Origin of the sequence: Streptomyces tendae (genome assembly GCF_014650435.1) — a bacterium.
In the GTDB taxonomy this organism is placed as follows: Bacteria; Actinomycetota; Actinomycetes; order Streptomycetales; family Streptomycetaceae; genus Streptomyces; species Streptomyces tendae.
On the sequence record NZ_BMUY01000013.1, the window covers coordinates 227464 to 252656 of the forward strand.

The 25193-nt window shown below is 71.8% G+C and carries 24 protein-coding genes and 1 riboswitch; of the genes, 9 read left to right on the forward strand and 15 right to left on the reverse strand.

All coding sequences use genetic code 11. The features are described from left to right. Positions 1–32: 32 nt before the first annotated feature. On the reverse strand, positions 33–1175 hold the full coding sequence (locus tag IE258_RS30785) for a glycosyltransferase family 4 protein (protein WP_189748985.1): 1143 nt from the start codon (positions 1173–1175) through the stop codon (positions 33–35). A gap of 156 nt (positions 1176–1331) precedes the next feature. Here IE258_RS30785 and IE258_RS30790 point away from each other — a divergent pair, with 156 nt between their 5' ends. Then, complete coding sequence (locus IE258_RS30790) at positions 1332–2600, forward strand: glycosyltransferase 87 family protein (RefSeq protein WP_229892517.1); 1269 nt, start codon at positions 1332–1334, stop codon at positions 2598–2600. 36 nt (positions 2601–2636) lie between these two features. On the opposite strand, the gene IE258_RS30795 is transcribed toward IE258_RS30790, so the two are convergent. From IE258_RS30795 to IE258_RS30815, 5 genes are all read right to left on the reverse strand, one after another. Continuing rightward, entirely contained in the window at positions 2637–3845 is a 1209-nt protein-coding gene (locus IE258_RS30795; RefSeq protein WP_189748987.1) for a hypothetical protein, read from the reverse strand. Between the two features lie 76 nt (positions 3846–3921). Continuing rightward, positions 3922–4932, reverse strand: coding sequence for a C40 family peptidase (locus IE258_RS30800; RefSeq protein WP_189748989.1), 1011 nt, complete (start codon positions 4930–4932; stop codon positions 3922–3924). Between the two features lie 215 nt (positions 4933–5147). Beyond that, positions 5148–6191: a C40 family peptidase gene (locus IE258_RS30805; RefSeq protein ID WP_189749026.1), complete on the reverse strand. Its 1044-nt coding sequence runs from the start codon at positions 6189–6191 to the stop codon at positions 5148–5150. Positions 6192–6453: 262 nt separating this feature from the next. Next, the gene (locus IE258_RS30810; RefSeq protein ID WP_189748992.1) at positions 6454–7797 is read right to left on the reverse strand and encodes an NYN domain-containing protein; all 1344 of its coding nucleotides are present in this window, start codon (positions 7795–7797) and stop codon (positions 6454–6456) included. 62 nt (positions 7798–7859) lie between these two features. Next, positions 7860–8099, reverse strand: coding sequence for a hypothetical protein (locus tag IE258_RS30815; RefSeq protein WP_052841425.1), 240 nt, complete (start codon positions 8097–8099; stop codon positions 7860–7862). Positions 8100–8255: 156 nt separating this feature from the next. Here IE258_RS30815 and IE258_RS30820 point away from each other — a divergent pair, with 156 nt between their 5' ends. The 7 genes from IE258_RS30820 to IE258_RS30850 all read left to right on the forward strand — a co-directional run bounded on the left by IE258_RS30820 (position 8256) and on the right by IE258_RS30850 (position 14655). Further along, the gene (locus IE258_RS30820; RefSeq protein ID WP_189748994.1) at positions 8256–9026 is read left to right on the forward strand and encodes a rhomboid family intramembrane serine protease; all 771 of its coding nucleotides are present in this window, start codon (positions 8256–8258) and stop codon (positions 9024–9026) included. Further along, on the forward strand, positions 9023–9304 hold the full coding sequence (locus IE258_RS30825) for an Lrp/AsnC family transcriptional regulator (protein WP_007448778.1): 282 nt from the start codon (positions 9023–9025) through the stop codon (positions 9302–9304). Before IE258_RS30820 ends, IE258_RS30825 begins: the two co-directional genes overlap by 4 nt. 175 nt (positions 9305–9479) lie before the next feature. Beyond that, positions 9480–9776, forward strand: coding sequence for a small secreted hydrophilic protein (locus tag IE258_RS30830; protein WP_189748996.1), 297 nt, complete (start codon positions 9480–9482; stop codon positions 9774–9776). A 58-nt stretch (positions 9777–9834) separates the two neighbouring features. Then, the gene (locus IE258_RS30835) at positions 9835–11187 is read left to right on the forward strand and encodes a sensor histidine kinase (protein WP_189749028.1); all 1353 of its coding nucleotides are present in this window, start codon (positions 9835–9837) and stop codon (positions 11185–11187) included. A 38-nt stretch (positions 11188–11225) separates the two neighbouring features. After that, positions 11226–11891 (forward strand): response regulator transcription factor, encoded by a 666-nt coding sequence (locus IE258_RS30840; protein ID WP_127894914.1) that lies wholly within the window; start codon positions 11226–11228, stop codon positions 11889–11891. Between the two features lie 83 nt (positions 11892–11974). After that, complete coding sequence (locus tag IE258_RS30845) at positions 11975–13390, forward strand: SLC13 family permease (RefSeq protein ID WP_189748998.1); 1416 nt, start codon at positions 11975–11977, stop codon at positions 13388–13390. A 29-nt stretch (positions 13391–13419) separates the two neighbouring features. Beyond that, on the forward strand, positions 13420–14655 hold the full coding sequence (locus IE258_RS30850) for a glycerate kinase (protein WP_189749030.1): 1236 nt from the start codon (positions 13420–13422) through the stop codon (positions 14653–14655). Here the strand turns inward: IE258_RS30850 and IE258_RS30855 are convergent. From IE258_RS30855 to ctaE, 6 genes are all read right to left on the reverse strand, one after another. Then, positions 14577–15962, reverse strand: coding sequence for an aminotransferase class V-fold PLP-dependent enzyme (locus tag IE258_RS30855; protein WP_189749000.1), 1386 nt, complete (start codon positions 15960–15962; stop codon positions 14577–14579). The genes IE258_RS30850 and IE258_RS30855 overlap by 79 nt on opposite strands. 230 nt (positions 15963–16192) lie before the next feature. Further along, positions 16193–16309, reverse strand: a riboswitch (SAM riboswitch). An 80-nt stretch (positions 16310–16389) separates the two neighbouring features. Continuing rightward, positions 16390–17454: an anthranilate phosphoribosyltransferase gene (gene trpD, locus IE258_RS30860; RefSeq protein WP_159330115.1), complete on the reverse strand. Its 1065-nt coding sequence runs from the start codon at positions 17452–17454 to the stop codon at positions 16390–16392. Positions 17455–17587: 133 nt separating this feature from the next. Beyond that, positions 17588–19225 (reverse strand): cytochrome bc1 complex cytochrome b subunit, encoded by a 1638-nt coding sequence (qcrB, locus tag IE258_RS30865; RefSeq protein WP_121712753.1) that lies wholly within the window; start codon positions 19223–19225, stop codon positions 17588–17590. Beyond that, the gene (gene qcrA, locus IE258_RS30870; protein ID WP_127894727.1) at positions 19222–20283 is read right to left on the reverse strand and encodes a cytochrome bc1 complex Rieske iron-sulfur subunit; all 1062 of its coding nucleotides are present in this window, start codon (positions 20281–20283) and stop codon (positions 19222–19224) included. Before qcrA ends, qcrB begins: the two co-directional genes overlap by 4 nt. Continuing rightward, on the reverse strand, positions 20280–21089 hold the full coding sequence (gene qcrC / locus IE258_RS30875; protein ID WP_003976665.1) for a cytochrome bc1 complex diheme cytochrome c subunit: 810 nt from the start codon (positions 21087–21089) through the stop codon (positions 20280–20282). Before qcrC ends, qcrA begins: the two co-directional genes overlap by 4 nt. A 65-nt stretch (positions 21090–21154) precedes the next feature. Beyond that, positions 21155–21775: an aa3-type cytochrome oxidase subunit III gene (gene ctaE, locus IE258_RS30880; RefSeq protein WP_003976664.1), complete on the reverse strand. Its 621-nt coding sequence runs from the start codon at positions 21773–21775 to the stop codon at positions 21155–21157. 198 nt (positions 21776–21973) lie between these two features. Between ctaE and IE258_RS30885 the strand changes: the two genes are divergently transcribed. Then, positions 21974–22375 carry a response regulator gene (locus IE258_RS30885; RefSeq protein ID WP_189749002.1) on the forward strand — a complete coding sequence of 134 codons (402 nt, stop codon included), beginning with the start codon at positions 21974–21976 and terminating at the stop codon, positions 22373–22375. 131 nt (positions 22376–22506) lie between these two features. Here IE258_RS30885 and IE258_RS30890 read toward each other — a convergent pair whose 3' ends face one another. From IE258_RS30890 to IE258_RS30900, 3 genes are all read right to left on the reverse strand, one after another. Next, positions 22507–23781, reverse strand: coding sequence for a L,D-transpeptidase (locus IE258_RS30890; RefSeq protein WP_189749004.1), 1275 nt, complete (start codon positions 23779–23781; stop codon positions 22507–22509). 130 nt (positions 23782–23911) lie between these two features. After that, the gene (locus tag IE258_RS30895) at positions 23912–24310 is read right to left on the reverse strand and encodes a cytochrome c oxidase subunit 4 (protein ID WP_076973952.1); all 399 of its coding nucleotides are present in this window, start codon (positions 24308–24310) and stop codon (positions 23912–23914) included. Beyond that, positions 24307–25193: cytochrome c oxidase subunit I (locus IE258_RS30900; protein ID WP_189749006.1), on the reverse strand; the 887-nt coding region annotated here is incomplete at its 5' end. The genes IE258_RS30900 and IE258_RS30895, both read right to left, overlap by 4 nt.

Consider the following 25193-nt stretch of genomic DNA (forward strand, 5'->3'; position numbering starts at 1 on the left):
CTCCAGTCCCCCGCGCTGCGAAGGAGACCGCGTCACAGCAACGCCTTCAGGTGCTCCGCCAGTAGGTCCCAGCGCCATTTCTCCTCCACCCAGGTCCTGCCCCGTTCGCCCATCCTGCCGCGGAGTTGCGGGTCGGCGAGGAGGGTGGTGATGCGGTCGGCGGACTCGTTCGGGTCCTCGCCCCGGACCACCCAGCCCGTCTCGCCGTCGAGTACGGCGTCGGGGGCGCCGCCCGAGTCGCCGGCGACCACGGGCAGGCCGGTCGCCGAGGCCTCCAGGTAGACGATGCCGAGGCCCTCCACGTCGAGGCCGCCCCGGCGGGTGCGGCAGGGCATGGCGAAGACGTCCCCGGCGCCGTAGTGCGCGGGCAGTTCGGACCAGGGCACGGCGCCGGTGAAGTGGACGGAGGCGGCGACGCCGGTCTCCTCGGCGAGGCGGCGCAGATCCCTCTCGTAGGGGCCGCCGCCGACGATCAGCAGGACGGCGTCCGGCTCGGCGGCGAGGATCCGCGGCATCGCCCGGATCAGGGTGTCCTGGCCCTTGCGCGGGACCAGGCGGGAGATGCAGACCACGACGGGGCGCTCGGTGAGGCCGAGGCGGGCGCGCACCTCGTCGCCGCCGCTGGCCGGGTGGAAGGTCTTCTCGTCGACGCCGGGCGGCAGTTGCACCATCCGGGCGGCGGCCTCCGGGGTGAGCGCGCCGGCGATCCGGGAGCGGGTGTACTCGCCGAGGTAGGTGATCGTGTCCGTCGACTCCCCGATCCGGCGCAGCAGTTGCCGGGCGGCGGGCAGCTGGGCCCAGCCCGCCTCGTGGCCGTGGGTGGTGGCGACCAGGCGCTCGGCGCCCGCCCTGCGCAGGGCCGGGGCCATCAGGCCGAGGGGGGCGGCCGCGCCGAACCATACCGAGGTGCAGCCGTGCTCGCGCAGCAGGCCCACCGCCCGCCGGGTGGCGCCCGGCGTCGGCAGCAGCATGGTCGTGCGGTCCCGTACGACGGTGAAGGGCTGCTCGGCGTCGAAGGCGGCGGTGGCCTCGATGCCCTCGCGGCTCCGCTTCCAGGTGGAGGCGTAGACGACCAGCCGCTCGGGGTCCAGGCGCAGCGCCATGTTGTGCAGGAAGGCCTGGATGCCGCCCGGGCGGGGCGGGAAGTCGTTCGTCACGATCAAGGTCTTGCGCACGCCGCCGACCCTACCGAACCGGCTGCCGGGAGCCTGGCCCGGCCGCCTCCTGTGGCACGCCCACAGGGGTCCGGGTCATCATGGCCGCACCGGGGGACAAGCAGGTACGAGGCGGGGACAGGCAGGTGCGGGCGGGCACGGACGGGCAGGGAGCACGTGGAGACGAGGGACGCGGGGCGGTCACCGCTGTGGTTGCCGACGGTCTGGGGCGCCACGCGGCTGGTGCTGCTGCTGTTCGTGCTGAAGGTGCTGGCCTTCCCCGGTCCGGACGTCACGAGCGACGTGTCCGTCATCTACCGGGACTGGTCCGACGTCCTGCGCACCGGAACGTTTCCGCTGACGGACGTCACCTGGCAGTACCCGCCGGCGGCGGCCCTCGCGATCCTCTCCCCCGGTCTGCTGCCCTTCCTGGAGTACGCGACGGCCTTCTTCGTCCTCGCGTGTGTCACGGACGCCGCCGTACTCGCGCTGCTGTGGCATGCGGGCCGGGGGACGGGACGGTCGCCGCGCGGGGCGTGGGTGTGGGTCGTGGGCGTGCCGCTGCTCGGGCCGACGGTGTACGCCCGCTACGACGTGATGGTCACGGCCGTCGCGGTGGCCGCGCTGCTCGCCGCCGGGCGGCATCCGCGGGTGGCGGGCGCCCTGGCGGCCCTCGGGGCGCTGCTGAAGGTGTGGCCGGCGCTGGTGCTGGTCGGGATGCGGGGGTGGCGGCCGTGGATCGCGGCCGCGGTGAGCGGGGCGGGGCTGGCCGTGCTGTTCGCGGTGTCGATGCCCGGGGCGTTCGCGTTCCTGACGTTCCAGCGCGAACGGGGCGTCGAGGTGGAGTCGGTGGGCTCGCTGGTCTTCCACGTCGCCCGGCACTTCGGCTGGGAGGGCGGGGTGCTGCTGAACTACGGTTCGATGGAGTTCCTGGGCCCGCACGTGGACACGGTGGGCACGGTCTCGCTGGGGCTGAGCGCGGTGGGGTTCGGCTGGCTGCTGCTGTGGCGGCTGAGGGCCTCGCGCCCGGCGGCCCCCCGGTTCGCGGCGCACACGGCGGCGGACGCGGCCTTCGTGGCGGTGCTGCTGTTCACGGTGACCAGCCGGGTGATCAGCCCGCAGTACCTGGTGTGGCTGGTGGGCCTCGGCGCGGTCTGCCGGTGCTTCCGGGCGAGCCGGATGCGGGTGCCGGTGGCCCTGGTGCTGGCGGCGACCCCGCTGACGGCGCTGGGGTTCCCGCTCCTGTTCGCGGACGTGGTGGCGAGCACACCGCTCGGCATCACGCTCCTCTCCGTCCGCAACGGCCTGCTGGTGGCCGCCACCCTCCTCGGCGCCCGCGCCCTGTGGCGCGGCCCGGCACACCAGGGGCCCCCGGCCCGGACCGAGCCCGTCGAGCACCCCGGCCGCACCACGGCTCCCGCGGACACTCCCGCCGGCACGCCGTGAAACCCTCCGGCACCACGGCCGCCGAGCACCCGCGGCTCAGGCGAGCCGTGCTCGCAGGTACTCCCGCCAGCGCGCCGTGAAGTCGTCCGGCGTCGTGCCGAGCACCTCGTGCAGTGCGTCCTCGACCGCGCCGACGCGCTTGTCGTGGGCGCCCACGGAGCGGTAGAAGGCGTCCAGCCGGTCCTCGCCCCACTGCTCGGCGATCATCCGGCAGGCCAGCCAGCCGCCCTCGTAGGCCCGGGCCAGTTCCTGTGCCTCTGCGGTGAAGCCGAAGTCCTCGTCCGTCGGCAGCCGTGCGGGCACCCGGCCCTCGGCGACCGCGTCGGCCAGCTCGGGGGCGGCCTGGGCGGCGGTGCGTCCGCTGCCGCGGTAGCCGACCCAGTCGGCGTAGCCCTCGGAGAGCCACAGCGGAGTGGCCGAGGTGGTGTCGGCGCGGGTGGCGACGTGGGTGGTCTCGTGGGTGAGGACGACCTGCTTGCCGAGGCTGCCGAGCAGTCCGTACGCGTCGGGGTTGACGATGATCCGGTCCGCGGGGGCGTGTTCCCGGCCGCCCGTCTCCCCGGTGGTGACCGCGGCGATGCCCCGGTAGGACGAGGCCGGGGAGCCGAGCAGGCCCGCCATGCCCTCCACCGACCGGGGGACGACCACGACCACCCGGCGGGACCAGTCGCCGTCCCAGGCGTCCGAGACGGCCGGCACCGCCCGGTCGGCCAGGTCGGCGAAGCGGCGCAGCATCGCGCTGGACTGCCCGACGCCGAGGACGAGGCTGTGCGTGCCGCGGACGACCTCGACCGCGCCCTGGTCCCAGGGCTGCTGGCCGGACTCCTTGGCGGGGCGGTCGGAGTCGACGGACCACCCGCCCCCGTCGTCCCGGCTCAGCCGCACGGTGCGGCCCGCGGTGACGGGTCCCCGGTCGTAGCCCTCGACGCGGTAGCGCAGCTCGACGTCGGCGGTGGCGGTGTCGCCGGTGCGCTGCACGTCCCGCACCCGGTAGGACCAGGCGGCCAGCGGGATCGCGCTCAGGTGGTCGAAGCCGGTGCCGGTGCCGGTGCGCGCGTAGGCGGTCGCGTCGTGGGCGAGGACGGCCGCCGCACGCCGGTCCAGGACCCGCTGGACGCCGGCCCGGGCGGGGTCGGCCGTGGTCCGGCCGCCGCAGGCCACCAGCGCGACGAGCAGCAGGCACAGCGCCACCACCGAGGAACCCGACACCCCCGAGGGACCCGACACCCGCCTTCGACCAGCCATCCTCCCGATCGTACGGGCGCGGGGCCGCGGAAGGCACCGGGCGAGGGGGGCGCCGGGGCCGGGAGGGGCCGTGGGGTCACACCCGGGTGATCGAGGAGATCGGCATCATGCCGACCGGGTCGTAGCGCACCGGCGCACCGGGGTAGGGCGCGTGGATCACCTGGCCGTTGCCGGCGTACATGCCGATGTGGCTGGCGTCGTCCCGGTAGGCGACCAGGTCGCCGGGGCGCGCCTCGGCCAGGGACACGTGCCGTCCGGCGCCGGACTGCGCCTGGGAGGTGCGCGGAATGCCCACCCCGGCCTGCGCGTAGGCCCACTGGGTCAGGCCCGAGCAGTCGAAGCCGGATGGGCCGTTGGCGCCCCAGACGTAGGGCTTGCCGAGGGCGGAGCGGGCGGCGGCGAAGGCGGCCCCGGCCCGGCCGGAGGCGGGGGCGCCGGCGAGGGCGGTCAGGTCCTCCCGGCCCGAGCGGGACCCGCGCTGGTAGGCGGCGCGTTCGTCGTCGGGCAGGGCGGCGAGCAGCGCGCGGGCCTTGGCGAGCTTGCGCTCCACGGTCTTCTTGTGGGCGGCGACGGCCTTGCGGCCCTTCTCCAGCTCGGTGAGCTTGCGCGCCGCCTCGGCCCGGTCCTGGGCGAGGTCGCGCATCGCCTGCTGGAGTTCCCTCAGCTCGCCCGCCTGGCGGGTGGTGATCCGGTCCAGCACCAAGGCCCGGTCGAGGTAGTCGTCCGGTTCGGCGGAGAGCAGCAGCGCGAGCGAGGGGTCGACGCCACCGGAGCGGTACTGGGCGCCGGCCAGCGAACCGAGGGCGTCCCGCATGGTGTTGACGCGCTCCTGCTGCCGGGCGATGGAATCCTGTGCGGTCGTGACCTCCTCGCGCAGCGTGTCGGTGCGCGCGTCGGCCTTGTTGTACGCCTCGGTCGCCTGCTCCGCCTCGGTGTGCAGCCGGTCCACCTCCGCCCGCCGGTCGTCGTGCGGAGCGGCCGCGGCCGGTACGGCGCCCAGGAGTGCGGCGGCCACGGAGAGCAGGCCGACGGCGGCGGTGGAGCCTCGGTCGAACCCGGATGGTGCAAGGCGGCGATGGGACCCCACGGGAAGCCGCACTCCTTCCGCTGGCGGACGGGGAAACGCGGCAGACAGTAACCCCACGGCGGGGCACCGGCCAACGACCTCGGGGGCCGCGCAACGCGACGCCCCGCCGCTGACGCAGGTCACCGGCGGGGCGGGGGGTCACAGGGCCCGGACGTGATTCGCCCGAACGGGCGGCACGGCGGGGGTGACTTCGGGTGGCGCGGAGAGCGTCGGGATCAGACCCGGACGCCGAACATGAACGGGCCGCCGATGGTGCCCATCGACTCGTAGCGGACGTTGGTTCCGGTGCGCGGCGCGTGCAGGACCTGGCCGTTGCCGGCGTAGAGGCCGACGTGGTGCAGGTCGCTGAAGAAGAAGACGAGGTCGCCGACCTGGAGGTCGCTCATCGAGGAGATGCGCGTGCCGTAGTTGGCCTGCGCCTGCGAGGTGCGCGGGATGCCGACGCCGGCCTGCGCGTACGCCCAGGAGGTCAGGCCCGAGCAGTCGAAGGAGGACGGGCCGGTGGCGCCGTAGACGTACGGCGTGCCTATCTTGCCCTGGGCGGCGGCGAAGGCGGCGCCCGCGCGGCCGGAGGCGGGGGTGGTCTTGCCGCCGGTGAGGACCTGGCGCTCGCTGGCGCGGTTGGAGCGCTGCTCCTCCTCCTGGAGGGCGGCCTTCTCCTGCGCGGTGAGCGTGTTGAGCAGCTTCTGGGCGGACGAGAGCTTGCCCTGGACCTGCTTCTTCTTCTTGCCCAGTTCGGTGCGGGTGGCGGAGAGGTCCTTGAGCTTCTCGGATGCCTCGGAGCGCTGCTGGGCGAGGTCGCGCTGCTTGGTCTGGATCTTCTTCAGCGCCTCGACCTGCTGACCGCTGAGCTGGTCGAGGGTGGAGGCCTTGTCCAGGTAGTTGTCCGGGTCGGCGGACAGGAAGAGCTGGAGGGAGGGGTCGATGCCGCCGGAGCGGTACTGGGCGCTGGCCATCGAACCGAGGCCGTCGCGCAGCCCGTTGAGCTCCTCCTGGCCGCGCGCGACGTTGTCCTGGAGGGTGGAGATCTCCTTCTGGAGCTTCTCCTGCTTCTCCTTGGCGCCGTTGTACTTCTCGGTGGCCTGCTCGGCCTCCTCGTAGAGCTTGTCGACCTTGGCCTTGACCTCGTCCTTGCTCGGCTTCTCGCTCGGGGCGGCGTTGGCGGCCTGGGAGCTGAGAGCGACAGCGGCGGCGGCAGCGGTGGTGAGCACGGTCACGCGCGTGCGGCTCGGCTGCTTGGGACGACGGTGGGACGCCACGGAGACGAGCTCCTTCTTGAGAGGGATCACCCGTTCGAGGGTTCGAAGGGTGACCCTAGTGACCCACTCGTGATCAGTTCAAATCCTCCGCCGAAAAATCACGGTTACGCACCGCGATTTCCGCCGCAACTCACCTGCAGTGACACCCTTCTGACGCTACGTTGCGTGACGCTTCCGTCAATTCGGGCATAGAACGCCTACGTTACGGTTGGTACGGAAGTGAAGAGAAGTGGCCGGAAGCCGACGCGAAGCGAACGAGCGGCTAGGAAAGCCGCTTGAGGAGCACCGCGGACGCCACCGGGCGCGCGCCGGCGCGCGCCACGCCGTCGGCGACCTCGCGGTCGGTGGAGACGACGATGACCGGCCGCCCCGGCGGCTCGGCCCGCACCAGCTGGCGGATCAGCTCGTCGGCGGTGATACCGGGCTTGGAGAACAGCACCCGCACCCCGCGCGGCGGCGCGAGCAGCACCGGCGCCACGAGTTCGGCCCCGTCGAAGACGCAGGTCATCTCGGCGCCGGTCTGCGCGGCCAGCTGGGAGAGCTGGCCGAGCAGCCGCAGCCGCTGCTTCTCCAGCGGCATCTGCGGATAGCCGGTCTTGGTGACGTTGTAGCCGTCGACGACCAGGTGCGCCTGGGGCAGCGCCAGCAACTGGTCGAGGATCGCCGGGTCGTTCTCGGACAGGGCCCGGTTGGCGATGTCCTTCGGCGTCATCCGGCCGGGCTCGACCGCGTCCACGGTCTCGGCGGGCCGCACGGACACCGGGGGCAGCGCCAGCTCGCGGCGCAGCCCCTGGGTGGCGTCGAGGAGGGTGTCCAGGAGCAGCCGTACGCGCATGTCCTCGACGCTGCGCCCCTCGCGGGCCGCCTTGCGGGTGGCCTCCAGGGCCGCCTCGGCCTCCCCCAGGCGGGTCTTGAGCCGCCGGGTCTCGCTCTCTGCGGCGGACACCTGGGTCTGCCCCTCGGCCCGCACGGAGTCCAGCTCGGCCCGGATCTTGCGCAGCGCCGCCTCGCCGCGCTTGACGTCGCTGAGGGCGGAGCGCAGCTTGCGGTGCAGCGACTCGGCCTCCCGCTTCGCCGCGTCCAGCTCGGTGCGCAGCCGCTCGGTCTCGGTCCTGGTGTGCTCCCGGGCCCGGGCCAGCTCCCCGTGCAGCCGCTCCAGCTCCGCGCGGTTCTCCTCGTCGGCACGCTCGGCGTCCGCGCGCTGCGCCTCCTCGCCTGCGGCGGTGACCAGCTTCACCCAGCCGTGCGGGCGCAGTACGTAGGCCGCGGCGGCCACGTCCAGCGGGTCGGCGGCCGGGAGGGCGGCCCCGGCGTCCAGGGCCTCGGCCAGCTCGGGCTGGCCGTCGCGGAACTTCTCCCCGATGCGCTGGCGGAAGAGCGGGTCGGTCTCCACGGCGGCGGCCATGGCGTTGCCGGCGAACTTGACCCGGCGGTTCGGGGCGAACCTGGCGTACTGCCTGAGCTGCGCGGGCAGCTCGCCGAGGGTGAGTGAGCCGAAGCCGTCGGACACGATCTGCACGACCCGGCGGCGCACGCCGTCGGGCAGCGGGCGGTCGAGCACCTCAGCGGCGCCGTCTCCCGGCCCCCCGCCGTGTGTCTCCACCATCCGTCACCCCAATGTCTCAGGGCGATCCCGGGCCGGAATCGCCTTGTGCGGGGCCGCTCCGCTCAGGAGGCGGCACCCGGCCTGTCCACGAGTTCCACCTGGTCGACGGCGTTGCACCAGCGGCACCGCACCGACTCGATGGTCTCACTGAGCACCTCGCGTTCCTCCACCGTCGGCTCGCCGGCCAGATCGAGGTGCACGTACTCGACGACCTTCGAGGCCCGGGTCACGTCGAAGCGGGTGAGGTTGCCGCAGAGGGTGCAGCGCCACCGCGTCGTGTCGGTCGGCAGGGGAACCGTCATCGTGGCTGTTCGCTCTCTTCCAGTGTCGGTGACGCGCCGGGCTCCCCCGGTGCGTGTGGCACGTAACCCTACGGCCTGGCGGGTACCCGACGCCCGCGTGTCCACGGCGGCGAGGCGCTATGAGCCCTCGCGCCCGTTACGTCATGCTCTGTGTCCATGATCCGCAACTGGAGCAGGGCGGTCCGCAGAACGGTCACGACGGTCGGGGCGCTCGTCCCCGCCCGCTCGTCGCGACGCCGGGCGGCGCCGGTGACGTACACGCTGATCACGCTGTGCTGTCTGCTGTTCCTGATCAGCCCGGCGGCGGGCCTGAACCCGGTGTACGGCACCGGGGAGGAGGTGCTGGCGGCGCAGCGCGCCTACTTCAGGCGCTGGGGCGTGATCCCCGCAGAACTGTTCGAGGACTCCCCCGGGTCGGCGCTCACCCCGGCCACGGCGCTGTTCGTCCACGGCAGCTGGGTGCACCTGCTGGGCAACATGCTCTTCCTCTACGTCTTCGGCGCGATGACCGAGGAACGGATGGGCCGGCTCCAGTTCGCCTTGTTCTACCTCGGCTGCGGCTACCTGGCCCTGCTGGGCTACGCGGGCGCCAACGCCCACTCCCAGGAGTCCCTGGTCGGCGCCTCGGGGGCGATCTCCGCGATCCTCGGCGCGTTCCTGTTCCTCTTCCCGCGGGCCCGGGTGACCAGCCTGCTGCCCTTCCTCTTCTTCCTGCCGCTGCGCTTCCCGGCCTGGGTGGTGCTGCCGTTCTGGGTGACCCTGCAGTGGCTGGCGGCGGGGCGGGCCGGTGACGGTCCGGGGGTGGCGTACCTGGCGCACCTGGTGGGCTTCGGCCTGGGCTTCGCCTTCGCCTGGGTGCGGTTCGGACGTGCGACTAGAGTTGGTGGCGTTCCAGTGGCGGCGCCCGAGGGAGAGAACCAGCCGTGATCAGCGCGATCGTCCTCATCAAGACCAGCGTGGACCGCATTCCCGAGATCGCGGAGCAGATCGCCGCGCTGGAGAGCGTAAGCGAGGTCTTCTCCGTCACCGGCACCTACGACCTGATCGCCATGGTGCGGGTGAGCAAGCACGAGGACCTGGCCGACGTCATCCCCGGCCGGATCAGCAAGATCCCGGGCGTGGAGGGCACCGACACCCACGTGGCCTTCCGCACCTACTCCCAACACGACCTGGAAGCGGCGTTCGCGATCGGCCTGGACAACTGAGACGCGCCCCGAAGGGGCGCGTCTTTCAGGGGCGCGGGGCTGTATCGATGTGCGGCTCCGCCGCGTGGGCGCGACCAGCCACGGCGAACCCGCAGCGACCCGACGGCGGACACATGAAGGGTTCTTCACCCGGCACTCATCCGGCCCGCCGAATTCCCCGCGCAGAATCCACCACATGGTCTTCTCCCGCCGCATGGCGGCCCTCGCGGCCGTCGTCCTGATCCCCCTCGGCATCGCCGCGACCAGCTTCGCCCTGACCGACAACCCGCAGGAGCCCAAGGTCCCGGCGAAGGTGGAGCTGGAGAGCGGCTCCCCCACCCCGGCGCCGACCTCCTCCTCGCCCGAGCCGACACCCAGCGACCAGGTGGTGACACGGCCGCCGGTCACCGACGGCCCTTCGGATGACGACGATGACGACGACCGCGGCGGGGACACCGACGACGGCCCCGGAGACGGGGCGGGCGACGGGTGAGCGCGAGCGCCGCCGGGTCTCGGCCCGGGTCCGCATCCTGCTGTGGCTGCTGCTGGTGATGGCGGTCGCGCTGGCCTCGGTGGCGGCGACCACCCGCTCGATCCTGCTGCGCGACACCGACCAGCGGATCAACGGCCTGCTCGCGCAGGAGGCCGGCGAGTTCGCCAACTTCGAGGAGCAGGGCTTCGACCCGGAGACGGGCCGCCCGTTCACCGACCCGGGGCGGCTGCTGCGGGTCTTCCTGGAACGGCAGTACGCCGATCTCGACGAGGAACTGGTCGGCCTGGTCGGCGAGGTGGGCAGCAGGCCCACGCAGATCATCCAGCAGCGCGAGATCCCGGTCGGCCGGCCCCTGCACGAGGACGCCGACGCCCGGCGCCGCATCCACGCCTCCCCCGACTCCTCCGGCACCCTGCACCGGCCCGAGGGCGAGATCCGCTGGGCCAAGGTCACCGTGGCCCGCTACGGCGGCGAACCGGCGGCCGCGTTCGTGGTCGCCTTCCACCCGGGGCGCGAACAGGCGCGCGCGGACGAGGTGTTCCGCGTCCTGCTCGCCATCTCCGGCGTCGCCCTGCTGATGACGACGGGCATCGCCTGGGTGGTGGCGGGCCGCATCCTGAAACCGGTGCGGCTGGTGCGCACGACCGCGGCCCAGCTCACCGAGCAGGACCTGACCCGGCGCATCCCGGTGCACGGCCACGACGACGTGGCGGCGCTCGCCGAGACGTTCAACGCCATGCTGGACCGGCTGGAGCGCGCCTTCGCCACCCAGCGCCGGTTCGTCGACGACGCGGGGCACGAACTGCGCACCCCGATCACCATCGTGCGCGGCCACCTGGAACTGATGGGCGACGATCCGGCCGAGCGCGAGGAGACCGTCCGCCTCGTCACCGACGAACTGGACCGGATGAGCCGCATCGTCGAGGACCTGCTGCTGCTCGCCAAGGCCGAACGCCCCGACTTCGTCACCCCCGAGCCGGTGCAGCTCGCCGAACTCACCGCCGACGTCTACGTCAAGGCCCGCACCCTGGGCGAGCGGGAGTGGGTGCTGGACCAGGTCGCCGACCGGGAGGCCCACCTCGATCCCCAGCGGATCACCCAGGCCATGGTGCAGCTCGCGCAGAACGCCGTGCAGCACACCACGGCCGGTCAGCGGGTCCGCATAGGCTCCCGCGCCGACGGTTCGCGGATCGAGCTGTACGTCGCCGACTCCGGGCCCGGCGTCCAGCCGCAGGACGCCGAGGTGATCTTCGAGCGGTTTCGGCGCGGCACGGCCCGGCGCGGGGTGCGCGGCACGGGCGCCGGGCTCGGGCTGTCGATCGTGCGGGCGATCGCCGAGGGCCACGGCGGCCGGGTCGACCTGCGCACCACCGAGGGCGGCGGCGCCACCTTCGTACTCACCCTGGACTGACCCCCGAAGCTGCACCGAACCCCGCAGAAGAGGCTCCCATGAACCGCATCCTCATCGTCGAGGACGAGGAGCGCATCGCCTCCTTCGTCGAGAAGGGCCTGCGCGCCAACGGCTTCACCACCACCGCGGTCGCCGACGGCGACGCCGCCTACGAGTACGCCCTCACCGGCGGCTTCGACCTCGTCGTCCTGGACATCGGGCTGCCCGGCCGGGACGGCTTCACGGTCCTGCGGGAGCTGCGTGAGGCCCGGGTGACAACCCCGGTCATCGTGCTGACCGCCCGGGACTCGGTACGGGACACGGTGGCCGGCCTGGAGGGCGGCGCCGACGACTGGATGACCAAGCCGTTCCGCTTCGAGGAGCTGCTGGCCCGGGTGCGGCTGCGGCTGCGCACGGCGGCCCGGGCTCCGGAGGTGACGGTGCTGAGGTCGGGGTCGCTCAGCCTCGACCTGCGCACCCGCCGGGCCCGGTCCGAGGGCCGCACGGTGGATCTGACGGCGCGTGAGTTCGTGCTCCTTGAGCTGTTCCTGCGCCACCCGGGGCAGGTACTGTCCCGCGAGCAGATCCTGTCCCACGTGTGGGGCTACGACTTCGACCCGGGCTCCAACATCGTGGACGTGTACGTGCGGGCCCTGCGCAAGAAGCTCGGCGCCCAGCAGGTGGAGACGGTGCGCGGGATGGGGTACCGGCTGCCGACCTGGTGAGGTCCGCGTCCGGCACGGCCCGGTGAAGTTTCCTTCATGTGACCCTCATTGAGGGCTCACCGCCCCCGTGGACGCTCGAGGGCGTGACGTTGAACCTCCGCCTCGCGGCGGCCCTGTGCGCGGCGCTGTCCCTGTGCGCGCTGCTGGCGGTCCCCGCCAACTTCCCCGCCCTGGGCGGCGACGCGCGCCTGACCCTCGCCGTGTTCGCGCTGGCCACCTGCGCCTGGATCGGTACGCCGATCGACGACACGTACATCGCGCTGGGTGCCGGACTGGCGCTGACCGCGACCGGCGTCATCAGCAGCGACACCCTCTTCGGCACCCTGGGTGAGGACACGGTGTGGCTGCTGATCTGCGCCTTCGTACTGGCGGCCGCGGTCGCCCGGACGGGGCTCGCGGGGCGGGCCGCGGCGTTCCTGGTGGGCGGGGCGCGCACGGTGCGGCAGTTGGTGCACCTGACGACGGCCGCGCTGGTCGTCACGGCCTTCGCGGTGCCGGCCACCTCGGGCCGGGCGGCGCTGGCGCTGCCGGTGTTCCTCGCCCTCGCCAAGGCGCTCGCCGACCGGAAGCGACTGGTCGTGATGCTGGCGCTGCTGTTCCCGACCGTGATCCTGCTGTCGGCGGTGGCGACCCTGATCGGTGCCGGTGCGCATCTGATCACGGTGTCCGTGCTGTGGGAGGCGACCGGGGACCGGATCGGGTTCACCCAGTGGCTGCTGCTCGGTCTGCCGCTGGCGGTCGCCTCCTCCCACCTCGCCGCCGAGACGGTCCTGCTGACGACCACGCGGCGCGCGGACCGCGCGGGCCCCGTCCGTATCACCGCCGAGGAGATACAGCGGCACAGCGAGAGCCCGGTCACCGGCGCGTGGACGCAGGCGGAGAAGCGCTGCGCACTGCTGCTGGCCACGGTGGTGGCCCTGTGGTGCAGCGAGCCCCTGCACCGGGTCTCGCCCGCCGTGGTGGCGCTGATCGGCGCGGTCGTCGCGTCCTCTCCCGCGCTGGGCACCGTACGGCTCAAGGACGCGCTGAAGACCGTCCCGTGGTCGCTGCTGCTGTTCATGGCGGCGACGATGGCGATGGGCGTCGCGCTGGCCGACTCCGGGGCGGCGAAGTGGCTGGTGTCGGGCCTGCCCGCGGACGTCGCCCCGGGCGTCTTCCTCGGCGTGGTGGTCGCGGTGAGCACGGCGGCCCACCTGGTCCTGCAGTCCCGTTCCGCCCGCTCCTCGGTGCTGGTCCCGCTGGTGATCGCCGCGGCCGTCGGCGCCGGGGTCAACCCGGTCGCCGCCGCGCTCGCGTCGACCGCGGCGGCCGGGTTCTGCCACACGCTCCCGGCCTCCGCCAAGCCGGTCACGCTCTTCTCCGACGTCCCCGGCGTCCCCACCTACACCCCGCGCGACCTGCTGCGGCTGTCCGCCGTCCTGGCGCCGCTGACCGCCCTGCTCGTGCTGTTCTTCGCCGCCGCGGTCTGGCCGCTGCTCGGCGTGCCCGTGACCCGCTGAAGGAGCCCACCATGTCTTCTCCGTCCCCCGTGCTGAACCGTGTCATCGTGGCCCCCAGCGGCTTCAAGGAGTCCCTGTCCGCGCAGGCCGCCGCCGACGCCATCGCGGCGGGCGTCCGCCGGGTGCTGCCGGACGCCGAGATCGACCGGATCCCCCTGGTCGACGGAGGCGAGGGCACCGCCGTCGCACTGGCGTCGGCGACCGGCGGACGGCTGGTCGCGCTGGCCGCCACCGGCCCGGTCGGCGACCGGATCGGCACCCACTTCGCCCTGCTCGGCCCCCGGGACACCGCGGTGGTGGAGATGGCGGCCGTCGCGGGCCTGGCCCTGGTGCCCCGCGCCCTGCGCGACCCCGGCGCCACCACCACCTACGGCGTCGGCGAACTGGTCCGCGCCGCACTCGACACCGGGGTGCGGCGCATCCTGGTCGGCTGCGGCGACTCGGGCACCTCCGACGGGGGCGCGGGCGCGCTCCAGGCGCTCGGGGCCCGGCTGCTGGACGCGGACGGCTTCGAACTCGGCCCCGGCGGACGGGAGCTGAACCGACTCGTCCGCGTCGACCCGTCCGGTCTCGACGCCCGGCTGAAGGACACCGAGCTGCTCGTCGCCTGCAACCCGTACAACGTGCTGTGCGGTGAGCGGGGCGTGGCCCGGGTGTTCGGCCCGCAGAAGGGGGCGACGCCCGCGCAGGTCGAGGAGTTGTCGGCCGGGCTGGAGAACTGGGCGCGCGTCCTCACCCGCGACCTCGGCGCGGCCGGCACCGACCTGCGCACCGGCCCGGGCACCGGCGCCTCCGGCGGTCTCGGCGCGGGGCTCGCCGCCGTCGGCGCGCGGCTGCTGCCCCGCTTCGACGTGCTCCTCGACCATGTCGACCTGGACGCCCGCCTGGCCCGCGCCGACCTGGTGCTCACCGCCGAGGGCGCCCTGGACCACCAGACGCCGCGCGGCAAGGTCCCGGCCGAGGTGGCCCGCCGCGCCAAGCTCTCCGGCCGGCCCGTACTCGCCCTGGCCGGCACGCTCGGCGAGGGCGCGCACGAGGTGCCGGGGGTGGACGCCTGCCACGGGATCATGCCGGCGCCGATGGCCCTGGCGGACGCGCTGCTGCGCGCCTCCGAACTCCTCACGGACGCCACGGAACGGGCGCTGCGGATGGTGGTGCTGGGATCGCGGCTGCCGGGCCGGACCGCTCAGGCGCCGGTACCCGCCGCGGAGGCGGGGGCGCCGGAGGTGGTGTCGGGCACGCAGCGCCCGTCCTCGGTGCGGTAGTTCCAGCGGGCGCCGTCGCTCACCAGTTCCCGGACGGCGCCGACGAACCGCTCGACGTGCTCGTCGGGGGTGCCCGCGCCGAAGCTGACGCGGATGGCGTTGAGGGACTTCTCGCCGGGCGACGCCTCGGGCGCCCCGCACTCGCCCTGCGTCTGCGGGTCGCTGCCGAGCAGGGTGCGCAGCAGCGGGTGGGCGCAGAACAGGCCGTCGCGCACGCCGATGCCGTACTCGGCGGAGAGCGCGGCGGCGAAGTGCGAGCTGTTCCAGCCCTCGACGACGAAGGAGAGCACCCCGACGCGCGGCGCGTCGTCCCCGAAGAGGGACAGGACGCGCACCTCGGGCACCTCGGCGAGGCCCTCGCGCACCTTCCGGATCAGGTACTCCTCGCGGGCGACCAGCGAGTCGAACCCGGCCTCGGTGAGCGCCTTGCAGGCGGAGGCGATCGCGTAGGCGCCGATGACGTTGGGGGAGCCGGCCTCGTGCCGTGCGGCGCTGTCGTGCCACCGCACGTCCACGCCGCCGTCCGCGCGCCGGGAGACGCTGCGGCTGGCACCGCCGCCGGCCAGGTACGCCTCCGCCTCGCGCAGCCAGTCGGCGCGGCCCGCCAGCACGCCGGAGCCGAAGGGCGCGTACAGCTTGTGCCCGGAGAAGGCGACCCAGTCCACGTCCAGGTCGCGCACGCTCACCGGGTGGTGCGGCGCGAGCTGGGCGGCGTCCAGGACGATCCGGGCGCCGTGCGCGTGGGCGGCGGCGGCCAGCTCCCGCACCGGCCACAGCTCACCGGTGACGTTGGAGGCGCCGGTGACGCAGACCAGGGCGGGCCCGTACGGCTCGCGGGCGGCGAGGGCACGCTCCAGGGTCTCGACGGCCTCGGCGGGGGTGCGCGGGGCGTCGAGGTAGGTGACGTCGGCGTTCCGCCAGGGCAGCAGCGAGGCGTGGTGCTCGGTCTCGAAGACGAAGACCCGGCAGTGGGCGGGCAGCGCGGCGGCGAGCAGGTTCAGGGAGTCGGTGGTGGACCGGGTGAAGACCACCTGGTCCTCGTCCCGGCAGCAGAGGAACTCGGCGACGGTCCTGCGGGCGTTCTCGAACAGGTCGGTCGACAGCTGCGAGAGGTACCCGGCGCCCCGGTGGACACTGCCGTAGTACGGGGCGTAGGCGGCCACGTCGTCCCAGACCCGCTGGAGCGCGGGCGCGCTGGCGGCGTAGTCGAGCGCGGCGTAGGTGACCTCCCCGCCGGTGACGAGCGGCACGGTGACGTCCCGGCCGAGGACGGGCAGCGGGGTGGCGACAGCGGTGGGTACGGACATGGCGGACTCCCGTGAGGACCAGCGCGCGGCAGGGCGCTGTGAAAGAGAAGAAAGGGGGGTGTGCGGAGGCGGGGCTCTGCGGCCAAGGGCCTGTCCCTCGGCCCGGCCCGGGGCCGCGGGCACGAAGCACCGCTAGGGGGCGTCGGGCCGGTCCGAGGGACAGGCCCTATCGCATTCGCTGGTTCACGGGAGACTCCCTCGGACGACCCAGGACCCCTGGTTTCGCGAGGGGTCCGCGCTTGCCGTGGACCTTGCTGTCCACGACCTGGTCTTCACCCGGGGCACCCCGCCACGGACGGAGGGTTGCCGGACAGTCGGCCGGGGCCTCATGACTGTCACTCATGACCTGTCGAAAAACCTAGGGGAAAAGATCGGCGCCCCGCAACCCGGGTCCGGATCGCGGGACGCACGTCACACTGCAGGGCCGCTACGCGTGGCTCACGGCCACCCAGCGGTCCAGTACGCCCTTGGCGGCGCCCGAGTCGATCGCCTCGGCCGCGCGGTCCATCCCGGCCCGCAGCTGCGCAGCCAGAGGCTCCTCGCCGGGGTTCAGCGCCACCAGGGCCGCCGCCGAGTTCAGCAGGACCGCGTCCCGGACCGGACCGGTCTCGCCGGCCAGCAGGCGGCGGGCGACGTCGGCGTTGTAGGAGGCGTCGGCGCCGCGCAGCGCCTCGACCGGCACCAGCTCGATGCCGACATCCCGCGGGTCGAAGGTCTCCTCGGTCACCCGGCCGTCGCGCACGGTCCACACCCGGGACGTGGCGGTGGTGGTCAGCTCGTCGAGACCGTCGTCGCCGCGGAAGACCAGCGACGAGTGGCCCCGCTCGGCGAAGACACCGGCGATGATCGGCGCCATCCGGGCGTGCGCCACCCCGATCGCCTGGGCCTTCACCCGGGCGGGGTTGGTCAGCGGGCCCAGGAAGTTGAACACCGTGCGGATGCCGAGCTGACCGCGCGCCGCCGCCACGTGGCGCAGCGCCGGGTGGAACTTCACGGCGAAGCAGAAGGTGATGCCGGCTTCCTCGGCGACCTCCGCCACCCGCTTCGGCGTCAGCTCCAGATTGACGCCGAGCTTCTCCAGGACGTCGGAGGCCCCGGACGCCGAGGAGGCGGCCCGGTTGCCGTGCTTGACGACCTTCGCCCCCGTGCCGGCCACGACGATCGCGGACATGGTGGAGATGTTGACCGTCTTGGCGCCGTCGCCGCCGGTGCCGACGATGTCGACGGTCTCCCCCGGCACCTCGATCACGTTGGCGTGCTCGTACATGGTGCGGACGAGCCCGGAGATCTCCTCGACCGTCTCGCCCTTGAACCGCAGGCCCACCGCGAAGGCGGCGATCTGCGCGTCGGTCGCCTCGCCGCGCATGATCACGTCCAGCGCCCAGGCGGTGTCGTCCGCGCTCAGGTCGCGGCCGTCCAGCAGTCCGTTCAGCAGGGCGGGCCAGGAGCGGTCCGCCGTGGTGTCGCCTCCAGCGGGGGTCACAGCGCTCATAGCCGCTCCTGAATCGTGTGTGTGTCGTCGACGGGGATCGTGCTCCCACCCTATCCAGCCCCGGACACGGCGAAGGGCCCCGTCCGCGGAACGGAACGGGGCCCTTCGACCGTGGTGTGGCGACGCTGGAGGGTCAGTGGTGGCCGTGGCCGCTCGTGATCTCCTTGTACTCCTCGACGGTCGGCTTCGGAATCTGCGACTCCTCGCCGTAGTACGACTCGCTGAGCTTGGCACGGAGCTTCTGCGTGCCGCTCACCTTGCGCTCGACGCCGTTCTCGTCGACCGTCGGGCCGATCTCGGCCGGCTTGTACTGCTCGTGCGCCGTGAGCGTGTGCAGCTGCTCCTGGCTGAGCGGCTCGTGCACCTCGATGAACTCACCGTGCGGCAGGCGCTTGATGATGCCGGACTCGCGTCCGTGCAGCACCTTGTCCTTGTCGCGGCGCTGGAGGCCGAGGCAGATCCGCTTGGTGGCGATGAAGGCGACGACCGGGCCGACGAAGAACGCGATGCGGACGAACCAGGTGATCGCGTTGATCGACAGGTGGAAGTGGGTGGCCCACAGGTCGTTGCCGCCACCGATCAGCAGCACGAAGTAGACGGTCAGCCAGGCGACACCGAAGGCCGTACGGGTCGGGGCGTTGCGCGGGCGGTCCAGGATGTGGTGCTCGCGCTTGTCGCCGGTGACCCAGGACTCGATGAACGGGTAGACCGCGATCGCCGCCAGGACCAGCGGGAAGATCAGCAGCGGCACGAACACGCCCAGGACGAGTGTGTGGCCCCAGAAGTTGATCTCCCAGCCAGGCATCACCCGGATCAGGCCCTCGGAGAAGCCCATGTACCAGTCGGGCTGGGCGCCGGTGGAGACCTGGTCGGGCCGGTAGGGCCCGATGGCCCAGATCGGGTTGATCGTGGCGATGGCCGACACGACGGAGATCACACCGAAGACCAGGAAGAAGAAGCCGCCGGCCTTCGCCGTGTACACCGGCAGCAGCGGCATGCCGACGACGTTCTTGTTGGTCTTGCCGGGACCCGCGAACTGCGTGTGCTTGTGGTAGAAGACCAGGATCAGGTGGCCCACCAGCAGCCCGAGCATGATGCCCGGCAGCAGCAGGATGTGGATCGAGTAGAACCGGGACACGAAGTCGTGGCCGGGGAACTCGCCGCCGAACAGGAAGAACGAGATGTACGTGCCGACGATCGGCACGGACAGGATCGCGCCCTCCATGAAGCGGATACCGGTGCCCGAGAGCAGGTCGTCCGGGAGCGAGTAACCGGTGAAGCCGGTGAACATGCCGAGGACGAGCAGCAGGAAGCCGAACAGCCAGTTGACCTCGCGCGGCTTGCGGAACGCGCCGGTGAAGAAGACGCGCATCATGTGCACGAACATGCCGGCCAGGAAGATCAGCGCGGCCCAGTGGTGGATCTGCCGGATCAGCAGACCGCCGCGGACGTCGAAGCTGATGTCCAGAGTGGAGGCGTACGCCTCACTCATCATCTGGCCCTGCAGCGGCACGTACGAGCCGTGGTACTCGACCTCGGCCATCGACGGGTGGAAGAACAGCGTCAGGTACACACCCGTGAGGATGATGATGATGAAGCTGTAGAGGCAGACCTCACCCAGCATGAACGACCAGTGGTCGGGGAAGATCTTGCGCATGTTGGCCTTGGCCAGGGAGTAGATTCCCAGCCGGCCGTCGGCCCAGTCGGCGACGCGCTCGCCGGCCGGTGCCTTCCCGCGCGAGCGGGACGGTTCGTTTGCTGCAGTACTCATCCGCGCTCCCAGTAAGCAGGACCGACGGGCTCCTCGAAGTCGCCGAGCGCTTCGAGGTAACCCTCGTCGTTCACGCCGATGCGCAGCTGCGGCAGGGCGTGACCGGCGGGACCGAAGATGACCCGGGCACCGTCGGCAAGGTCGAAGGTGGACTGGTGGCAGGGGCAGAGCGCGTGGTGCGTCTGCTGCTCGTACAGGGAGATCGGGCAACCGACGTGGGTGCAGATCTTCGAGTACGCCACGATGCCCTCGTGCGACCACTCGAGCTCGCGCTTGTCCTTGATGGAGTCCGGCTCCAGCCGGATGATCATCAGGGCGGCCTTGGCGATCTCGTTCTGGAAGTCCTCGTCGTGCTCCTCCAGGCCCTCGGGCATGGCGAAGGTGAGCGAGCCCACCGCGACGTCGGAGGGACGCAGCGGCTCGTTGGTGTTCATGTTGACGAGGAGCTTGCCCTTGGACCACAGGGTGTGGCGGAGCTTGGTCCCGGGCAGCGGACCGAGGTCGCGCAGCAGGACGACGCCGGAGAGCGGCACCAGGGTGAGCGCGCCCAGCATCGTGTTGCGGATCAGCTTGCGGCGCCCGATCACGGACTCCTTGGCGCCCTGCTTGAAGTCCGCGTGGACCTTGGCACGGACCTCGGGGGACGCCTCGATCGGGTGACGCTCGTCGGCGACCTCCTCGTCGGACATCAGGGTGCGGGCCCAGTGGACCGCGCCGGCGCCGATGGCGAACAGCGCGACGCCGAGCGTCATGCCGAGCGCGAAGTTCAGCGCACTGATGTGACCGAGCGGGAAGATGTAGACCGACTTGTCGACGTCGATCGCCACGAAGGCGGCGATGAAGGCGACGGTGGCCAGCATCGACAGCGTGAACAGCAGGGCGACCGTGCGCTCGGACCGCTTGGCGGCCCGCTCGTCGACGTCCTGGATCCGCGGCTCGTGGGGCGGCAGACCCGGGTCGGCGAACGGGTTGGTCTCGTCCGCGGGCCGGGCGGCGGCGCCGTGCGGCCGGTCCTGCTCTGCCGGCAGCTTCTCTTCTGGAATGTCTTGGCTACTCATGACTTCTTGGCCTTTGCGGTCCGAGCGGCGACCCAGACGGCGACGGCGATCAGCGCGCCCAGTCCGAACACCCAGGCGAACAGACCCTCACTGACCGGGCCGAGTCCGCCGAGGCTGAGACCACCGGGGCTCTCGGTGTCGTCACCGTTGACCGCGTCCAGGTAGGCGATGATGTCCTTCTTGTTCTGCTCCGACAGCGTGGTGTCGGGGAAGGAGGGCATGTTCTGCGGGCCGGTCTGCATGGCCTCGTAGATGTGCTTCGGGTCGACACCCTCGAGGCTCGGCGCGTACTTGCCGTGCGTCAGGGCGCCGCCCTTGCCGGTGAAGTTGTGGCACTGCGCGCAGTTGGTGCGGAACAGCTCACCACCCTTGGCGATGTCCGCGCCCTCGGGGCCGTACTTCTCCTCCGAGGGGATGGCCGGACCGGCACCCAGCGAGGCGATGTAGGCCGCGAGCTGGTCGATCTCCGCCTGGGAGTAGATGACCTTCTTCTTCGGGACCTGCGCGCCGGGCTGCTGGGCCGGCATACGGCCGGTGCCCACCTGGAAGTCGACGGCCGCGGCGCCTACGCCGACCAGGCTCGGACCGTCGCTGGTGCCCTGCCCTCCGGTGCCGTGGCAACTGGCACAGCCGACGGCGTAGAGCTTCTTGCCTTCGTCGATGGCGAGGGACTGGGCGGATTCATCGGCCTGCGCCTTGCTCGCGGGTGCGAACGCGGCGTACAGCCCCCCTGTGCATGCCAGCGCGAGGAGTAGGACGACGAGGGCCGCCAGCGGATGGCGTCGTCGTGCGGAGAGCTTTTTCACGGATTACCCCGGTGTCAGGATCTTCTGCGTCGATGCTTCTGGTATTGCGCGGGTGCGTGCCGCGACTACTTGATCAGGTAGATCGTGGCGAACAGGCCGATCCAGACCACATCGACGAAGTGCCAGTAGTAGGACACGACGATGGCGGCGGTCGCCTGCTCGTGGGTGAACCTCCGGGCCGCGTAGGTGCGGCCGAGGACCAGCAGGAAGGCGATCAGTCCGCCCGTCACGTGCAGTCCGTGGAAGCCGGTGGTCAGGTAGAACGCCGAGCCGTACGGGTCGGACGAGAGCGAGATGCCCTCGTGCTTGACCAGCTCGGTGTACTCGAACACCTGACCGCCGATGAAGATCGCACCCATCACGAAGGTGACGATGAACCACATCCGGAGCTTCTTCACGTCACCGCGCTCGGCCGCGAACACGCCGAGCTGGCAGGTGAGGGAGGAGAGCACCAGGATCGTGGTGTTCGTCGCGGAGAACGGGATGTTCAGCGCGTCGGCCTTCTCGGACCAGAAGTCCGGGCCGGTCACCGATCGCAGGGTGAAGTACATCGCGAAGAGGGCCGCGAAGAACATCAGCTCGGAACTCAACCAGATGATGGTTCCGACGCTGGTGAGGTTCGGCCGGTTGACCGACGGGTGCGCGTGCCCGGTTTCTACTGTCGTTGCTGTCGCCACGACCGACATTATGTCGGTCGCTTATCCCGCCCTCACCCCGGGGGGTGCCGTTCGGTGTGTTCCCCCTGCTTGTACGGCCCGGATGGCCCATCGAACGGCCCGTCGAAGCCCTGTCCGAACCAGTGCTGACGGGACGTTCGAGGGAGTAGCATCCGCCCCAACGGGCTACGACAGCCTTCACCGGTCTCACCGCGTATCGGAGGAAGCATGCAGGCGACCGCCACGGTGCTGGTCTACAGCGACGACTCCAACACCCGCGAACAGGTGCGGCTCGCGACCGGCCGCCGGCCGGCTCCGGACGTGCCCGTGGTCGAGTTCGTGGAGTGCGCCACCCCGGCCGCCGTGCTCAAGGAGCTGGACAAGGGCGGGATCGACGTCTGCGTGCTGGACGGCGAGGCCGTGCCCATGGGCGGCATGGGCATGTGCCGCCAGATCAAGGACGAGGTCTTCCAGTGCCCGCCGGTGCTGCTGCTCATCGCTCGGCCGCAGGACGCGTGGCTGGCGACCTGGAGCCGGGCGGAGGCGGCGGTGACGTCGCCGGTGGAGCCGGTCGAGTTCGCGGGTGCGTTGGCTTCGCTGCTGCGGGAGAAGAGGCTGCAGGGGGTTTAGGACGCCTTCTGGCTCGGGGGTGCGGGTCGCATGGGCGGGTGCGGCGCCGTTGCGGCTGGTCGCGCCCACGCGGCGGAGCCGCATGTCGACTCAGCCCCGCGCCCCTGGCGGCGCTGCCCCGGACGGCGTCTTCATGCGCTCTCCGGTCGCAGGCGGGCCTGGTCCTCCGTGCCGGACGCGTTGCCGGTGCCCGTGAGGGCGCTGCCCGTGCGCCACTTCGTCCAGTCCATGTTCCAGTCGCCGAAGCCGTTGCCGAAGGGTTCCATCGTTTCGCCGCCGGAGTTGACGACCTCGACGAGGTCGCCCTCCTGGACGGTCTCGAAGAACCACTCCGCGCTGTCGGTGCTCATGCCGACGCAGCCGTGGCTGACGTTGGCGATGCCCTGGGAGCCGACGGACCAGGGGGCGGCGTGCACGTACTCGCCGCTCCAGGTCACCCGGGTGGCCCAGTAGACCGGCAGGTCGTACGACTCCGAGGAGCCCTCGGCGATGCCGACGGTGGTGCTGCGCATGCGTACGAAGGATTCCTTGCCGAGGACGACCTTGACGCCGTTGCGGGTCTCGAAGCCGGGCTTGCCGGTGGTGACCGGGATCTGCCGGATCTCCTCACCGTCCTTGAAGACCGTCAGCGTGTGCGCGGCGGCGTCGGTGACGGCCACGACGCGGTCGTCGGTGGTGATCTTCAGGGGCTTCGCCTTGCCGCCCCACATCCGGTCGCCGATCTTGATGCCGTCCAGGGTGCTGTGGACCTTGACGGTGGCGTGGGCGGGCCAGTACTCCTGCGGCCGGTAGTGGAGCTTCTTGTCGTCCACCCAGTACCAGGCGCCCCGTACCGCGGGGGTGGAGTCGACCTTCAGGGCGCGCTCCACTATGGCCCGCTGCGCCGGGTCCTGGACGGGCTGGCTCAGTTCCGCCGTGATGGGCTGACCGACGCCGTACGCGCCCGCCTTGGGCCCGAAGGTGACGTCCAGGGTCTTCTTCGCGCCGGGCTTGCCGGTCTCGAAGGTGAGCACCTTGCGGCCGGGCGCGCCGTCCCCGTCCTCGGTGCTGACGCGCACCGTGTAGCTGGCGTTGGCCGCCAGCGGCGAGGTGCTGTGCCAGCGGGCGCCGTCGGCGGACAGCTCGCCCGCGACGTGGCGTCCGGCCGCGTCCATGGCCGTGACGTCCGTGATGCGCCCGTCCGCGCCCTCGGCGACCACCTCCAGGGGTTTGTCCGGGTCGGCCTTCTTCCCGGCCTCAGTGGGGCCGTTGAAGGAGATCTGGCCGGCCGCGTCGTAGGGCGTGGCGGACAGCGGGTTGTCGTCGTCGCCGAGGCAGGCGGTGCCGCTCGCGCCGAGGGCGATCACCAGCAGAGTGCAGCCGACGACCGTACGCCCCCGCGCCTGGAAGTGAACCGTGATGCTCATGGCCTCACGCTAGGGAGAGACGTCAACGGCGGCACGGTGGGTAAGCCGGAAGAGTGAGGGGCGGTACGGCAGACGAAGGGGCCCGGACGCTCCTGACGGAGTGTCCGGGCCCCTTCGTGCTCGACGCGTGCTACTGGGTGCGGTTCTCACCGCGGTAGTACTCGAAGACCCAGCCGAACAGGCCGACCAGGAGGACCGGTGCCGAGAAGTACATCACCCACCAGCCGACCGCGATGCCCAGGAAGGCCAGCGCGCCGCCGACGGCGAGCGCGAGCGGCTGCCAGCTGTGCGGGCTGAAGAACCCGACCTCGCCGGCGTCGTCCGCGACGTCCGCCTCCATGTTGTCCTGCGCGCCCACGTCGACCCGCCGCGCCGTGAAGGCGAGGTAGAAGCCGATCATGATGGCCAGGCCGAAGGCCAGGAAGAGGGCCGTGGTGCCGGCCGGCTCCTTGGACCAGTAGCCGTAGACAACCGCCACGGCGAGGATGAAGACGCTCAACCAGATGAACATCTTGCCCTGGATCTTCACTTCCCGGCCTCCTTGCCGCCGGCGAGGGCCTTCTCACCGTGGCCGACGTTCTCCAGCTGGTCGATCGCGGAGATCTCGGGGTGGTGCAGGTCGAAGGCGGGGGATTCACTGCGGATGCGCGGCAGCGTGAGGAAGTTGTGCCGCGGCGGCGGGCAGGAGGTCGCCCACTCCAGCGAACGGCCGTACCCCCACGGGTCGTCCACCTCGATCTTCTTGCCGTACTTGGCCGTCTTCCAGATGTTGTAGAAGAACGGCAGCATCGACATGCCGAGCAGGAACGAGCTGATCGTCGAGATCGTGTTCAGGGCGGTGAAGCCGTCCGCCGCCAGGTAGTCGGCGTAGCGGCGCGGCATGCCCTCGGCGCCCAGCCAGTGCTGGACCAGGAAGGTGCCGTGGAAGCCGACGAACAGCGTCCAGAAGGTGATCTTGCCGAGTCGCTCGTCCAGCATCTTGCCGGTGAACTTCGGCCACCAGAAGTGGAAGCCGGCGAACATCGCGAACACCACGGTGCCGAACACCACGTAGTGGAAGTGCGCCACCACGAAGTACGAGTCGGACACGTGGAAGTCCAGCGGCGGCGAGGCGAGGATGACACCGGTCAGACCACCGAAGAGGAAGGTGATCAGGAAGCCGGTGGACCACAGCATCGGTGTCTCGAAGGACAGCGAGCCCTTCCACATGGTGCCGATCCAGTTGAAGAACTTCACACCGGTCGGGACCGCGATCAGGAAGGTCATGAAGGAGAAGAACGGCAACAGCACGCCGCCCGTGACGTACATGTGGTGCGCCCACACCGTCACCGACAGACCCGCGATCGCGATCGTCGCACCGATCAGACCCATGTAGCCGAAGATCGGCTTGCGGGAGAAGACCGGGATGATCT

Excerpts from the sequence above, each read along its gene's own strand:
- IE258_RS30795 (WP_189748987.1), bottom strand. The coding sequence starts at position 3,845 with ATGGCTGGTCGAAGGCGGGTGTCGGGTCCCTCGGGGGTGTCGGGTTCC.
- IE258_RS30810 (WP_189748992.1), bottom strand. The coding sequence starts at position 7,797 with ATGGTGGAGACACACGGCGGGGGGCCGGGAGACGGCGCCGCTGAGGTG.
- IE258_RS30815 (WP_052841425.1), bottom strand. The coding sequence starts at position 8,099 with ATGACGGTTCCCCTGCCGACCGACACGACGCGGTGGCGCTGCACCCTC.
- IE258_RS30820 (WP_189748994.1), top strand. The coding sequence starts at position 8,256 with ATGATCCGCAACTGGAGCAGGGCGGTCCGCAGAACGGTCACGACGGTC.
- IE258_RS30830 (WP_189748996.1), top strand. The coding sequence starts at position 9,480 with ATGGTCTTCTCCCGCCGCATGGCGGCCCTCGCGGCCGTCGTCCTGATC.
- IE258_RS30835 (WP_189749028.1), top strand. The coding sequence starts at position 9,835 with ATGGCGGTCGCGCTGGCCTCGGTGGCGGCGACCACCCGCTCGATCCTG.
- IE258_RS30840 (WP_127894914.1), top strand. The coding sequence starts at position 11,226 with ATGAACCGCATCCTCATCGTCGAGGACGAGGAGCGCATCGCCTCCTTC.
- IE258_RS30855 (WP_189749000.1), bottom strand. The coding sequence starts at position 15,962 with ATGTCCGTACCCACCGCTGTCGCCACCCCGCTGCCCGTCCTCGGCCGG.
- trpD (WP_159330115.1), bottom strand. The coding sequence starts at position 17,454 with ATGAGCGCTGTGACCCCCGCTGGAGGCGACACCACGGCGGACCGCTCC.
- qcrB (WP_121712753.1), bottom strand. The coding sequence starts at position 19,225 with ATGAGTACTGCAGCAAACGAACCGTCCCGCTCGCGCGGGAAGGCACCG.
- qcrA (WP_127894727.1), bottom strand. The coding sequence starts at position 20,283 with ATGAGTAGCCAAGACATTCCAGAAGAGAAGCTGCCGGCAGAGCAGGAC.
- ctaE (WP_003976664.1), bottom strand. The coding sequence starts at position 21,775 with ATGTCGGTCGTGGCGACAGCAACGACAGTAGAAACCGGGCACGCGCAC.
- IE258_RS30885 (WP_189749002.1), top strand. The coding sequence starts at position 21,974 with ATGCAGGCGACCGCCACGGTGCTGGTCTACAGCGACGACTCCAACACC.
- IE258_RS30890 (WP_189749004.1), bottom strand. The coding sequence starts at position 23,781 with ATGAGCATCACGGTTCACTTCCAGGCGCGGGGGCGTACGGTCGTCGGC.